10 protein-coding genes are annotated in these 14,938 nt (G+C 44.7%); 5 read left to right on the top strand and 5 right to left on the bottom strand.

From position 1 onward, the window contains the following. The first annotated feature begins 70 nt into the window (after window positions 1–70). A complete protein-coding gene (gene prxU / locus AC4PGZ_RS03530) occupies window positions 71–784 on the top strand; it encodes a thioredoxin-dependent peroxiredoxin (RefSeq protein ID WP_492159666.1) in 714 nt (237 codons plus the stop codon). Between the two features lie 138 nt (window positions 785–922). After that, a complete protein-coding gene (locus AC4PGZ_RS03535) occupies window positions 923–2,470 on the top strand; it encodes a methyl-accepting chemotaxis protein (protein WP_492159667.1) in 1,548 nt (515 codons plus the stop codon). On the opposite strand, the gene AC4PGZ_RS03540 is transcribed toward AC4PGZ_RS03535, so the two are convergent. From AC4PGZ_RS03540 to AC4PGZ_RS03560, 5 genes are all read right to left on the bottom strand, one after another. Next, entirely contained in the window at window positions 2,454–3,173 is a 720-nt protein-coding gene (locus AC4PGZ_RS03540; protein WP_492159668.1) for an ABC transporter ATP-binding protein, read from the bottom strand. The two genes, AC4PGZ_RS03535 and AC4PGZ_RS03540, sit on opposite strands and share 17 nt — an antisense overlap. Continuing rightward, a complete protein-coding gene (locus AC4PGZ_RS03545; RefSeq protein WP_492159669.1) occupies window positions 3,166–4,044 on the bottom strand; it encodes a glycine betaine ABC transporter substrate-binding protein in 879 nt (292 codons plus the stop codon). The genes AC4PGZ_RS03540 and AC4PGZ_RS03545 overlap by 8 nt, the downstream gene beginning before the upstream one ends. Window positions 4,045–4,137: 93 nt before the next feature. After that, window positions 4,138–4,776 (bottom strand): ABC transporter permease, encoded by a 639-nt coding sequence (locus AC4PGZ_RS03550; protein ID WP_492159670.1) that lies wholly within the window; start codon window positions 4,774–4,776, stop codon window positions 4,138–4,140. Window positions 4,777–4,869: 93 nt separating this feature from the next. Further along, window positions 4,870–7,998: an SbcC/MukB-like Walker B domain-containing protein gene (locus AC4PGZ_RS03555; protein ID WP_492159671.1), complete on the bottom strand. Its 3,129-nt coding sequence runs from the start codon at window positions 7,996–7,998 to the stop codon at window positions 4,870–4,872. After that, window positions 7,995–9,176 (bottom strand): exonuclease SbcCD subunit D, encoded by a 1,182-nt coding sequence (locus AC4PGZ_RS03560; RefSeq protein ID WP_492159672.1) that lies wholly within the window; start codon window positions 9,174–9,176, stop codon window positions 7,995–7,997. The genes AC4PGZ_RS03555 and AC4PGZ_RS03560 overlap by 4 nt, the downstream gene beginning before the upstream one ends. Window positions 9,177–9,423: 247 nt before the next feature. On the opposite strand from AC4PGZ_RS03560, the gene AC4PGZ_RS03565 reads away from it, so the two are divergent. From AC4PGZ_RS03565 to AC4PGZ_RS03575, 3 genes are all read left to right on the top strand, one after another. Continuing rightward, complete coding sequence (locus AC4PGZ_RS03565; RefSeq protein WP_492159673.1) at window positions 9,424–10,407, top strand: helix-turn-helix domain-containing protein; 984 nt, start codon at window positions 9,424–9,426, stop codon at window positions 10,405–10,407. A 32-nt stretch (window positions 10,408–10,439) separates the two neighbouring features. Then, on the top strand, window positions 10,440–11,426 hold the full coding sequence (locus tag AC4PGZ_RS03570) for a helix-turn-helix transcriptional regulator (RefSeq protein WP_492159674.1): 987 nt from the start codon (window positions 10,440–10,442) through the stop codon (window positions 11,424–11,426). A 260-nt stretch (window positions 11,427–11,686) separates the two neighbouring features. Further along, on the top strand, window positions 11,687–14,926 hold the full coding sequence (locus tag AC4PGZ_RS03575) for a helicase-related protein (protein ID WP_492159675.1): 3,240 nt from the start codon (window positions 11,687–11,689) through the stop codon (window positions 14,924–14,926). Window positions 14,927–14,938 lie beyond the last annotated feature (12 nt).

Genomic DNA, 14,938 nt, shown 5'->3' on the forward strand with positions numbered 1-14,938 from the left:
TCTCTATGGGTATTATAAGTATATGCCATAAATAAAAATGTGCATTTTAATTTTACCAGGAGGTGGGGTAATGGCAGAAGAATTCAAGGCAGGTTGTCAGAGACCAAAACCAAAGGCTATAAAGCCCGAAGCAGTACCTGAAACCACAACCACAAATGAACCAGTCAGGGAGGAACAGAGAATGATAAAAGTAGGAGCACCGGCACCGGATTTCGAATTACCGGCATATCATGAAGGAGTATTCAAGACATTCACACTATCAGAATTCAAAGGAAAATGGGTGGTACTGTGTTTTTATCCAGGGGACTTTACATTTGTCTGAGCGACTGAAATATCTGCGGTTGCAGACAAGATAGAAAAATTCAGGGAGCTTGGGGTAGAAGTTCTTTCAGTGAGCGTTGACAGCGTCTATGTTCACAAGATGTGGAATGATCATGAAATCTCAAAAATGACAGACAAGGGAGTAACATTCCCGATGCTTTCAGATTCAGGAGGAGCAGTAGGAAAGATGTACGGCGTATATGACGAGGATGCCGGAGTTGAGATGAGAGGAAGATTTATCATAGATCCAGATGGAAACGTACAGGGATATGAAGTACTTACGCCTCCGGTGGGACGTAATGTAGATGAGACATTAAGACAGATCAAGGCATTCCAGCTCGTAAGAAACGCAGGCGGAACCGAAGTTACACCTTCAGGCTGGCAGCCAGGAAAGAAAACTCTAAAGCCGGGACCAGGTCTTGTTGGAAACGTATGGAAAGAGTGGACAGCAAAAGACGAGTAGGAATTTGAGATAGTATAAGAGTATAGACTTATGGAGGGCGAAAGCTCTCCTTTTTTGATTTCTTTTTAACAGATACAAAATACTTATCAAAACAGATTGACAGAAAGGGAAGAAGCTCAGCTTCTTATTGGGAATTTTATGAACAATTCACTGAAAAAACAGCTTGGAAGATATTTTGCAGTTATACTCGCAGCGATAATACTGGGAGGATCGATCGTCGTATACGGGATATATGACATATACAGACTGAACAAAGAGCAGAAGGTTCTCATGGAATCCAGCGTAACCACGCTCAAAAGCGCTACAAGGCACCTTGAATGGATAGACAATCTCAACATATCGATAAACACAGGATCAGAGTTCACCGGAAAGCTTGATCCTACAGCGTGCCTGTTCGGAGAATGGCTTGATTCTCAGGATATAGATCAGATTGAAAATGAAGAGATAAAGGCTCAGCTGATGAAGATAATACCACTGCATGAGACGATCCATCACAGAGCAGGGGACATAATACCGCTTGTAGAGACTGACCAGGAAGCCGCATACAGCATATATGTCGAGGAAATGGTTCCGACAGTTGACAGCATAGTAGAGAGCCTGAGCATAATATCTCAGGAATATGAAGGCATGATATCAAAAGAAGCCATCGATCCGGTGCTTGACGTGACAAATGCCATATCTGAGCTTGAAAAAGGAAATCTCTCAATCGACATAAGCTCAGACAGAGATAATGAATTCGGATACATGATAAACTCGCTCAGCCGAGCAGTGAAAAATATAGGAAGCTATGTAAAAGATATCGACAGCATCATGTCACAGATGGAGCAGGGCAATTTTGATGTAGAGCTTGACCGGGACTTCACGGGAGATTTTGCAGCAATAAAGAGCTCCATAAACGGTTTTGCAGGCAACATATCCCAGACCCTCAGCAATGTAAGCATGGCATCTGAGAACGTGAACATGGCGGCAGGCCAGGTTTCGATGACATCTCAGATGGTAGCTTCAGGCACGAGCTCACAGACGGAGCTAGTGGATGATCTTCTCGGCCTTACATCTGAAATATCTGCAGACGCCGAAAACAACAACAGCAGCCTGAGCCAGGCGGCAGTGCTTTTTGATGAGACCGTGCAGTTCATGGACAGGGGAACCCAGGAGATGGCCAACCTTTCATCCGCAATGGACGAGATAAACGACACCTCACAGGAAATAAAGAAGATAGTAAAGACTATAGAGGAAATAGCATTCCAGACCAACATACTCGCGCTCAATGCAGCTATTGAGGCGGCAAGGGCAGGAGCCGCAGGAAAAGGCTTCTCAGTAGTTGCGGACGAAGTCAGAAACCTTGCAGTAAAAACGGCAGAGGCGGTAAACATAACGGTCAGCCTGATAGAGAATTCGACCTCCGCAGCGGAGAAGGGCGATCATTATGCCAGATCCATGAGTGAAGTCATTGAAGAGATATCACAAAAAAGCGGCGCTGTGCTTGAGACCATAAATCAGGTCGCAAAGGCATCCTCAAAACAGACTGAGGCAGTCAGCGAGATAAACAAGGACATCGAAGAGATCGCAGGCCTTATCCAGAACATGGCCTCATCAAGCGAAGAGGCCGCTGCCACATCAGAGGAGCTTTCGACTCAGACTGACATGCTCAACGACCTCATAGCCCAGTTCAGACTGAAGAACTGACCAGATTTCTAACAAAATCATTTACAGGAAAATCTCTTATGATATCAGGACGGTCAAACTGTTCAATGCGGCCCTTGTCCATAACCAGCACCCTGTGGCCAAGCCTTAGAGCCTCCCTGATATCATGAGTTACAAAGAGAATGGTTATGCCCAGCTGCTTCTGGATCTTTATGATCTCCTCCTGGAGCACCTTTCTCGTTATTTCATCAACCGCTCCAAAAGGTTCGTCCATCAGCATTATGCCGGGACGGGCAGCGAGCGCTCTTGCAATCCCGATCCTCTGCTTCTGCCCTCCGCTCAGTTCGTCAGGGTATTTGCGGAGGATTTCTTTTTCGAGATCTACCATGGATATTAGCTCCTCGACTCTCGCAGATATCTCCGCCTTTGGAGTTTTCAGGAGCCTGGGGACATAAGCTATGTTCTCAAATATACTCATATGAGGAAAAAGCCCTATGCTCTGGATAACATATCCTATATGCCTTCGCAGCCTGTTCTGATCAAGCAGGCTTATATCCTGGTTATCCACGTATATCTTGCCTTCATCGGGAGCAAGCAGGCCATTAACGAGCTTGAGAAGGGTTGTCTTTCCGCATCCCGAGCTTCCGATGATCGTTACAAATTCTCCCTCATCAATCTCCAGGCTGAAATTCTCCAGCACCGTATTATTCTCATATCTTTTTGTTACATTTTCAAGTTTAATCATTGCTTACCAGCCCCTTGGAAGCCAGAAATTCCTGCGCTACGGTTTTCTCGTCTGACTCTCCACTCTCAACAAGATAATTCATCCTTGCCATCTCATCTTCATCAATAAGGCTGTCCATGAGCATGAGTACTTCCCTCAGCTCCGGATGAGCTTCAAGAATGCTGCTTCTCACGACTGTGCCGCAGTAGTAGTTCTCATAGAATCCTCGGTCATCTTTTAGCACCTTAACATCGGAAATGCTTAGCTGTCCGTCTGTCGTGAATATGTTCATGGCATCTATCTGCTTCTGATTTATTGCATCATACTTGAGGCCGATGTCAAGATCCACGGTTTTCTTGAATTCAAGGCCGTACTGTTCGGCAAGCGCATTATAGCCGTCATCTCGTTCAAAAAAGTCGTACTCGGCGCCGAAGATAAGGTCTTTAGATACTGCAGCAAGATCGGAATAGGTAGAAAGGCTGTATTTTTCGGCTATATCATTTCTCACGATGAGGCCATAGGTGTTGTTAAAGCCATATAATCCAACCCACTCGAGCTCAAAGTCATCCATATACTGTTGGGAGAGCTCCTGGTAGAGGGTCACGTCATCAGGTATTTCCGTCTTCTTGAGTACATAGAGCCATCCTGTGCCGGTATATTCAGGATACAGGTCAAACTCACCGCTGAGGATCGCAGGATGGATATTGGCAGTTCCGCCTCCGATTCCCTTTGTCAGCTCTACGCTCAGGTCAGTCTTGTCCTCGATGAGTATGCTCAGCATCTCTCCAAGTATGAACTGCTCCGTCATTGGTTTTGTAGCTATCTTTATTACGCTGTCCTCATCGCTCTGTGAAGATGGCATGCACCCGGCAAGCGTCATAAGAGCAGCCATAAGGACCGCAAGTGAACTTAATTTTTTTATAATCTTCTCCTTTCATACCGCTTTGTGGTTAAGCGGGGATAGCTCACAACAGTAAGGTTATCATTAAATATGAGACCTTCTCGAGAGCGTTTTTTCAGCAAGAGAAAACAGTCCGTCTGACGCTATTGCAATGAGTGCGATCAGGAGGCTTCCTGCAATGGTGAGGGCAGAATTGTTGGTGGTGATACCTCTGTATATGGCGACTCCGAGCCCGCCTGCTCCTATGAACGAAGCTATCCCGGCAAGCGCGATGGTCATTACCACCATGCTCCTGAGTCCGGTCAGTATAACAGGCACCGCCAAAGGCAGCTTTATCTTGTAGAGGATCTCAAAATCTGTGCTGCCCATGCCCCTTGCCGCCTCGAGTATGTCCTTGTCAATGCTCCTTATCCCGGTATAGGTGTTCCTGACCATCGGAAGAAGCGCATATATAGTCAGCGCTATTATGGCGGTCGTGTTCCCTATGCCCGAAAAAGGAATCAGAAACCCCAGCATCGAGATGGCGGGCACGGTGTAGATTACGCTGGTAATGCCAAGCACGAAAGGGGAGAGGCTTTTCTTCTCGCTTATCAGGATGCCCAGGAGAAGGCCGGTTATCCCGGCGATCAGTATGGATATAGAAGATATGCCAAGATGCTCTATAATCAGCTTTACAAAAAATTCTCTTCTTTCAAATATCAGACTTGCAACGTCAGCTATCATTCGGGTTTCAGCTCCTCCGTCAAATACAAAAAATATATTCACGTTATCTATATTTATTACCCATATAATCAAAGAATTTCACATAAAGTTAAATCAGCTTACGACAAATTCAGCCCGGCTTCCGTTTGCGGTAGTGCTTACCTCGAGCCTCGCATCGATCCTTTCCCTGAGCTCAGGCACATGCGATATTATACCGACCATGCGGCCATCGCTCTGGAGCTCCACGAGCGCTTCGATAGCCTTGTCGAGAGACTCCGGATCAAGCGTTCCAAACCCTTCGTCAATGAACATCGTATCGAGCTGTATGCCGCCCGCGTATGACTGCACGACATCTGCCAGCCCGAGCGCCATCGAAAGCGACGCCTTAAAGCTCTCGCCTCCTGAAAGCGTCTTTACATCTCTGGCCTTGCCGGTGTAGTTGTCAAAAACCTCGAGATCGAGTCCGCTGCCTTTTCTTGCGTCGCCGACCTCCTGTTTTCTCGAAAGCTCGAATCTTCCAAGCGTCATACGGCCGAATCGTATGTTTGCGGCTGATATTATGTCCTCGTAATATGAAGCCAGCACGTACCTCTCAAAGCTCATTCTTGCAGAATTTTCGCCTTTTATGACCTTCGCGAGGTCTCCGACTGTGCGGTATTCTTCCTCAAGCTTTAACAGCTTTTTCGCTTCGTCTTCAAGCTCGTTTATGACAGACCTGTTGCCTTCAATCCTTGAATAGGCTTCTCTTGCCATTTTGTCAGCATCAGACTGAAGCTTCTTTATTCCCTCCAGTTTTTCCTTTGCCTGCTCAAGATCTGCCGGAGCAAGGTCCTCAGCTTCTTTTTCAGCCTTCTCGAGCGCAGATTCAGCAACTCTAAGGTTTTCTCTGAACTCCTGCAGCGACTTTTCAGCAAGCGAGAGCTCGACTTTTTCCATAAGCGCCGCTGAGTATGAGCCCAAATCCTCAAAATCGGCGGATCTGAGAGCCTTTTCAAAACTGTCAGACGCTGATTCGATATCCTCCTCAAGTGCCTTTATTTCAGCCTTTATCGCTATTATCTGACCGCCTGAAGTGTCATGCTGCCCCTTTAGAGCTGCATAGCTTTCATCTGCCGCTGCAGTGAGCCTCTCAATTTCTGAAATCTGTTTTTTCATTTCATTTTCTTCAGCTTCAAGCTCGGCTGCCGTGCGTATCCTGCCCTCGAATTCCTTTTCGGTAGAGCTTATGTTTTCATTTGCTGCAGACAGCTTTATACCAAGCTCTGATTTAAGGCCGGTCAGCTCGGTTTTTTCAGACTCGAGCCTTTTACCCTCAGTCTCAGCATTTATCCTTGCTTTCTTTATTTCGTCTTCTTTATTGGTAAGGCTGAGATTTTCATCATAGCGCTTTTTGAGATCTATTCCTTTTGCTACTATTTCCGACCTGTATTTCTCAGCTCGCTCTCTTATATCCTTTACATCCCCTTCAAACAGCTCAGCGGCAAGCGGGTCTATAGAGTTTTTTCGAAGAGAAGCAAGCTCGGTATTAAGCTGCGTAACCTTTTCGTAGATTTTATCTCTCTTTGACCTCAGATCCTCCGAGAGAGCCCTTGCGGCCTTGAGCGCCTGCTCACTTATATCCTCATGCTCGAGCACGGCAGGGGAAGGATGATGAGCAGACCCGCATACCGGGCAGGGCTTTTCGTCTTCGAGCATAGCTGCGAGTATGCCGGCCTGATTTCGCCTGTAGGCATCCTCAATGCGTTCATATTCCTTCTGAGCGGATTTAAAAGCCTCATAGGCGAATTCATATTCCGCAGCCTTTTTTGTATGCTCGGATTTCTTGTTTTCATATTCGTCGGCAGCATTTATCAGGTCTCTGCATTTTTTCACGATTTCCCTGTAGGTTGTGAGCAGAGCCTCGTGCCTCGTGTTCTCGAGCTTTGCCTCGGCTGCTTTTTCGAGCATTGTCATAGCTCTTGCCAGATTGTCGGCGCAGGTTATTATTGATGCTTCAGTAGCCTTGATTTTTGAGTCGGTTTCATTTATCATAGCCTCCAGCTCTTTGGATTCAGCTTTTTTCTGCTCATAGCCTGCGGTCTTCTCCCTCAGCTGGGAGAGCCTGTCCAGAGCTTTTTCAAGCTGCTGCTTTTCGCCCTGCCTTGCCTTCATGTCTTCGGTTGCTTTTCTGGCGACATCAAGAGCCTCGCCGAGCTTGCGCGCATTTTCCTCAAGCAGGGTGAGCTCACCTGACTTTTTCTGCAGACTCTGCCTCTTATCAAGAAGCTTTTCCTCAAGCGGCTGTATCTCAAGGGCTTTTTTAGCGAGCTCTGTCCCTGCCTTTAAAAGCTCATTATCCTCGATCTTCAGTGCCAGAGCCTGATACGTATTTTTGCTGCTTTCAAGATCACGCAGCTTTTTGTTTATCTCATCGCCCTTTATTATCTCTTCCTGTATCTTCTCCTGCTGTTTTCGCAGGTCCTCAGACTGGGCATCGAGAACCTTGGCGTTTTCTGTATCCTTCTCAAGGTCCTCCCTGAAGCTCCTCAGTAGAGGCTGAGAGGCGGGCATTTCCTGAGCCATCAGTTCGTATATCACTCCGGAATCCTGCACAGGGCGAAATCTCCTTATAAGGCTCCTTCTATATATCGAAGCATCCTCAATCGTTCTCTTAAGAGAGTTTGACCTCTCCACTATGTTTTTCTGGATCTGAGAAAAAGCCTCAGTCCCGAATATCTTCCTGAATATCATTTCCTTTTCGCCGCTGTCGGCGCTCAGCAGGCGCTTGAACTCGCCCTGAGGGATCATCACCAGCTGCTTGAACTGGCCCGAGTTTATCCCGAGTATCTTTTCTACCTCAGACGTGACATCGCTGTAGCCGGTCACCACTCGAGAATCTGTAATCAGCCTCAGCTCTGCAGAGGCAGACGTCTTCGTGGTTCCCTCACCGCGCTTCTTGGGCCTCTCATACTGAGGGGAACGCCTTATATGATACTCTTTTTCCCTGAGGGAAAAATCGAGCTCCACCCATGTATCCGTGTCAGGAGAGGCAAAATCGCTCCTCAGGGATTTTCCGTCACGCTCGCTGCCGCTTGCGTTTCCAAAAAGCGCAAAATTTACAGCGTCAAATATGGTAGTCTTTCCGGCGCCGGTGTTTCCCGAAATAACAAACATGCTTCTGTCCCCGAGATGGTATTCAAAATCCAGCTCCTGAGTCTGGGCATAGGGACCAAACGCGCTTATGACAAGTTTTTTCAGCTTCATATCTCAAGGCCCTCCTCAACCGTCCTGATGACTTTTCCTATTATGTCAACGCCCTCCTCAGGGCATCTGTTTCCGGTAACATCCTCATAAAAAGCCTCAAACAGCTCAAGCCTGGATCTCTGGCGTATATTCACCGAAGAGCCTGCAGAAGAAGAGCTTCCTTTCATGCGGTCCTTTCTCACGAGCTCCATGGCGTTTGGATAGACGCTCCTAAGCTTTGCCATGGGATCGAGCAGCTCGCCTGCATCAGTCAGCACAGCCTTGATATAGTCATCCCTGCTGTCTCTGTCATCATCAGCGGCGCTTATCAGTTCATCGAGTTCTCCCGTTATAACCCTGAAATCCCTCCTGAGCGAAAAGGGGATGAATCTCGTGCTCACATTTCCTTTTTCAAGCATCTCGACTACCGTTATGCCCTTCTTCTGCCTCGCCTCGGAAAATGAATATTTTATGAGAGAGCCGGAGTATCTTATGCAGTCGTTTCCTGCCCTCTGAGGACCGTGCAGATGCCCGAGAGCGGTATAGTCAAAAATTTCAAAACACGAAGACGAGATATGGTCAGTCCCACCGATCGAAAGCGGCTTTTCCGACTCGCTCGTCTCAAGGATTAGCTCATCCTCTCCGTTCTCGCCCATGGCAGTGATAAAGCCGTGAGCCACGGCTACATTTCTCTCAGCTGAATCGAGCTCATCAGAAACAGACCCTATGAGCGCCTTCATGGCAGAGTCGTGAGTTCTTAGAGACGGGTCATCCAGAGCATGCCTCACTGCAGCAGGATCAGCAAAAGGGATCGGATAAAAATGCACAGGCCCCAGCTCGTCATGGAGAGTTATCCTCGAAATCCTGTCCTTCAGAGTGCCGCTTATGTACAGGTCGCTGTCCTTGAGCAGGGTGCTCGCAAAATCGATCCTCTCGCCGCTGTCATGGTTTCCGGATATCGCAATCACAGGAGTCTTCAGCTCCTTTATAATCCTGTAGAACATTCCGTTAAGCAGCTCTATAGCCTGCACCGGAGGCACGGACCTGTCATAGAGATCGCCCGCGAGGATTAGCACGCCAGGTCTTTCCGCTTCGATATGACCGTAGAGCTGCTCAATGACATGAGCCTGGTCATCGATCATCGAAAACCCGTTCACGATTTTTCCCAGATGAAGATCGCTCAGATGAAAAATTTTCAAGATAACACTTCCTTTCTATATGTAGGCGCACAGGCCGGATAATATCATTATCAAGCTTAAGTATATCTTTTAGAAAAATCATTGTCAAGCAAGCGAAGTACTGCACTCAAAAGCGCGTGATTCTCAAAGTTGCAACCGCCGGTTGACAAATTATACAGCTGCGGTGGTAGCGCGCAACCGCAAAAAAGGGTATCATAGGTATAAGAAAATGTTAATTGATTATCTATATTGCCAGGGAGGAAATAAAATGATACTCGCAGATAAAATAATACTATTAAGAAAGAAAAACGGCTGGTCCCAGGAAGAGCTCGCCGAAAAGCTAAATGTGTCAAGACAGTCCATATCCAAATGGGAAGGAGCCCAGTCAGTTCCCGCCATGGACAAGATACTTCAGATGAGCGATATATTTGGAGTTAGCACAGATTTCCTGCTAAAGGACAGCATGGAGCATGAAGAATATACAGAGAACCAGATCCATGAAGACGGATCTCAGCCAAGGCACGTATCCATGGAAGAAGCCAACCGTTTTCTGGAGATAAAGAAAAACACTGCCCCATCCGTAGCCCTTGGAGTCGCGATGTGCATCATGGCGCCTACCGTGCTGTTTCTCATTACAAACAGCTATATGTCAGTACTTCTCTCGATAAGCGAAAAAAGCGCAGTGTCCGCTTCGATGACGATATTCTTTCTTATCATAGCCTCAGCGGTAGTAATATTCATAAAGACAGGAAACCGCACCCAGGACTATGAATATCTCAGGACAGAGCCTATAGAGACAGAATATGGCGTGACAGGAATGGTAAAGGCCAAAAGAGAAGCCTTCAAGGAGACTCACGGAAAGAACAACATAATAGGTATCACGCTCTGCATCCTTTCGGCGCTTCCTGTAATAGTGACATCGCTCAACACGGAAAATGACCTCTATAACTCTATAGGGCTCAGCATAACCCTTCTGATGGTGGCAGTTGGGGTGTATCACATGGTGCTTTCAGGAACCATATGGTCAGGCTACAAGATGCTGCTTCAGGAAGAGGAATTTACTCCGGAAGGCAAGGAGAAAGCCAAAGCCTTTGGAAGCATTGCCGGCATATACTGGCTGCTTGCTACAGCCATCTATCTTTTCATGAGCTTCTATACAAATGCCTGGGACAGGACCTGGATCATCTGGCCCGTGGCAGGAGTGCTTTTTGCAGCAGTTTCTTTAATATTCAATTGCAAAAAAACACGCTGAGCACTATAATCATGTTAAGGGGGTAACTTAATATGGCAAAAAAACCAAACCAGAAGCTCAAGCTCATTTATCTCGCAAAGATAATGCTCGAGAATACGGATGAAGAGAACGCTCTGACAGTGAGTCAGATACAGACAGCGCTTTCACACTACGGGGTATCAGCAGAAAGAAAGACGGTATACAGTGACCTTGAGCTGCTCAAGATGGCAGGCATAGACATAGCCATTAATAAATCAAGGACGACGCAGTACTTTGTCGCGAGCAGAACCTTTGAGCTTGCAGAGCTCAAGCTTCTCGTAGATGCGGTGCAATGCTCAAGATTCATTACACACAAAAAGAGCGCAGAGCTTATCAAAAAGCTCGAATCGCTCGCTGGCCGTGAGCAGGCAAAAGAGCTCAGGCGCCAGGTACATATGGAAAATCGGATAAAGACATTCAACGAGAGCATATACTACAACGTCGACGCCCTGCACAGCGCGATCACGAACGACAGAAAAGTGCAGTTCAGGTATTTTGACTACAACGTGAACAAGGAAAAGGTCTACAGAAAAGGAAACCACTCATACAACGAAAGCCCGTACGGCATGCTCTGGGACGACGACAAATACTATCTTGTCACCTACAGACATAAATACGACAGCTTCGTTCATTACAGGGTAGACCGGATGACGGACATAGCGCTCACGTATGAAAAAAGAGACATCCTGCCGAAAAACATGCAGTTTGACCTTGCCCAGTACTCAAACAAGCTCTTCAGCATGTATTCAGGAAGCGAAAGGCTCGTCACTCTGAAATGCAGAAACAGCCTCGTCAATGCGGTGCTGGACAGGTTCGGGAAAGAAATAGACATAAACAGAGAAGGAGAAGAACACTTCAGCATATCGGCAAAGCTGCAGGTCAGCACCAATTTTTTTGCATGGCTATTCAGATTCGGCCCCGACATAAAGATAATTTCGCCGTGCGATACCGCCGAGGAATACAGGAAATACATAAAAAAGGTGCTCAGCGAGTACGAATAAAGTTGGCACTGTCCGTTTTAATGGACACCTGATCTGATATAATTAAAGAGAACTAATTAATCAGTGGGGTATTATATTTAATATAGCCTAATAAATCGGGCTGCCTGTCAGGGGAAAAGGGCAGGCAGCCTGGTTTATATTTTCAGACAGTAATAAATATATATTTATTACTCAATAATTGTTAAAAAACCCAAAAAATGTTACAATTGTATTGACGTTTCTTAAAGTTACGCAAAAATAGTCCGGGGGGATATTTGGGTATGGAGATATTTGACAATGTAACAAAAATAGTCAAGGAAGATATGGAATCGGAAATAAAGGAAGGCAGCAGGCTTTCAATTGCAGCGGCTTGCTTTTCCATATACGCATATGAAGCCTTAAAAAGTCAGCTTGATTCAATTGATGAACTCAGGTTTATATTCACTTCTCCAACTTTTGTAAAAGAAAAGGTACAGAAATCAAAGAGAGAATTCTATATACCGCGCATAAGTCGTGAAAGAAGTCTGTACGGCACGGAATTTGAAGTTAAACTGCGCAATGAGCTTACGCAGAAGGCTATAGCCAAAGAGTGTGCTCAGTGGATAAGGGACAGAGTTATATTCAAATCAAATGTCACAAATGAAAATATGGGTGGCTTCACCAATGTAACAACAGGTGAAGAAACAGTTACATACATGCCTTTGAACGGATTCACAACTGTAGATATTGGTTGTGAGAGAGGCAACAACAGCTACAACATGGTTACTAAAATTGGAACTCCAGAAAGCAGAGACTTTATAAGGGTATTCAATACAATCTGGAATGATGATACAAAGCTTCAGGAAGTAACGGAAACCGTAATTGACAGCATAACTGAGGCATACAAAGAAAACTCCCCGCGTTTTATATATTTTATTACTTTATACAACATATTCAACGAATTTCTTGAAGACATTTCGGAAGACGTGCTTCCAAACGAAGCCACAGGATTTAAAGACAGCAAGATATGGAATATGCTTTATGATTTTCAGAAAGATGCAGTTCTTGCAATAATAAACAAGCTTGAAAAATATAACGGATGTATACTCGCAGACAGCGTAGGACTTGGAAAGACATTTACTGCAATAGCAGTAATTAAATATTATGAAAACAGAAATAAGTCCGTGCTTGTGCTTTGTCCAAAAAAACTTACGGATAACTGGAATACATACAAGGACAATTATGTTAACAATCCTGTAGCCGCGGACAGGCTCAATTATGATGTACTCTATCACACCGACCTGTCAAGAGAATCAGGAAATTCGAATGGCCTGGATCTGAGCCGATTAAACTGGGGCAATTATGATCTTGTAGTTATAGATGAATCCCACAATTTTCGAAATGGCGGTCAGCTTTCAGGGCAGGATGGGGACAGAGAAAACAGATATTTAAAATTGCTCAACAAGGTAATACGTGCTGGAGTAAAGACAAAAGTCCTTATGCTTTCCGCTACTCCGGTAAACAACAGATTCAATGATCTTAAGAATCAGCTCGCAATTGCATATGAGGGAAACCCAGCGCTCATAAATCAGAAGCTGAATACTGCAAAATCTATCGATGAGATTTTCAGGATTGCTCAGACTGCATTCAACAAGTGGAGCAAATTTGCTCCGGAGAACAGAAAGACCGAAACACTTTTAAAAATGCTTGATTTCGATTTCTTTGAAGTACTGGATAATGTAACGATAGCACGTTCAAGAAGCCATATAGAAAAATATTACAATATGGAAGAAATAGGAAAATTTCCAGAGCGTCTCAAGCCGATTTCTCTGCGCCCGGCACTTACAAGCCTGGACTCAGCAATAAATTACAATCAGATATATGAATGCCTTATGCAGCTAAATCTTGCAATATACACACCATCCAATTATATACTCGCAAGTAAGATTGACAAGTATATTGACATTGCTGAGAAAAAAGGTAAAAACCTCACTCAGGCAGGAAGAGAACAGGGAATAAGACGCCTGATGAGCATAAATCTCTTAAAAAGACTTGAAAGCTCAGTTTACTCATTCAGGCTTACTCTTGACCGGATAAAAAACCTTATTTCAGAAACTATAAAAAGCATTGATGATTTTGAAAAAAGCGGCCTTGATGGGATAGAGCTTATAGATTTGAGTGAAGCGTCAGATTTTGATTTTGATGATCAGAATACTGACTTGTTTGCAGTTGGTAAAAAAGTAAGGATAAATCTTGAAGACATGGATCATATGAGCTGGAGGCATGAACTTTCACAGGATGCAGACAATCTTGAACTTCTTTCTCTTATGATTGCAGACATAACTCCTCAATATGACACAAAACTGCAGACCCTTTATGAACTTCTGGATCAAAAAATCAAAAGTCCAATCAATGATAACAACAAAAAAGTACTTATATTCACAGCGTTTTCAGATACTGCAGAGTATCTTTACAGCAATGTTAGCAAGTATTTAAAATCAAGGTATGATATTGACTCAGCAATGATTACAGGAACAGTTGAAGGAAAAACCACCATACCAAAATTCAGAGCCACACTCAACAATGTGCTTACATGCTTTTCGCCGATTTCAAAAGACAAAGAGCTTCTGATGCCAGGCTCAGATGATAACATAGATGTACTAATTGCAACAGACTGCATATCAGAAGGACAGAACCTTCAGGACTGCGATTATCTGGTAAACTATGACATCCACTGGAACCCGGTCCGAATTATACAGCGTTTTGGACGAATAGACCGTATAGGCAGCCGAAATAAATTTATACAGCTTGTTAATTTCTGGCCTGATCTTTCGCTCGATGAATATATCAATCTCAAAAACAGAGTAGAGACAAGGATGAGAATATCTGTACTTACTTCCACTGGAGATGACGATCTTATAAATGCCGAAGAAAAAGGAGATCTTGAGTATAGAAAGCAGCAGCTGAAAAGACTTCAGGAAGAGGTTGTAGACATAGAGGAAATGTCCAGCGGGATATCCATAATGGATCTTGGGCTTAATGAATTCAGGCTTGATTTGCTTGAATATATAAAGGACAATTCGGATCTGGACAAGACGCCTCTTGGGATGCACGCGATTGTGAAATCTTCAGATGAAAATCCTGAAGGTGTAATTTATGTTCTGAAAAATATCAACGGTGGGGTAAACATTGATAACCAGAACAGGCTGCATCCATTTTACATGGTATATATATCAAACGAAGGTAAGGTTGTATGTGACCATCTTTCTCCAAAAGAGATGCTGGACAATCTGAGATTTCTTTGCAGAAATAATGAAAATCCTGATATTGAACTTTGTCGGATTTTCAATAAAGAAACAAAAGATGGAAAGAACATGAGCAAATATTCAGAGCTTCTTGGGGAAGCTATAAACTCAATTATTGATATGAAAACAGAGAGCGACATTGACAGTCTGTTCAAAAGCGGAGGCACATCAGCCCTGCTTTCAGAAGTCAAAGGACTGGATGATTTTGAACTCGTATGCTTCATAGTTGTTAAATAGCTTAATAAAAGG

Source organism: Proteocatella sp. QWL-06 (genome assembly GCF_058684135.1).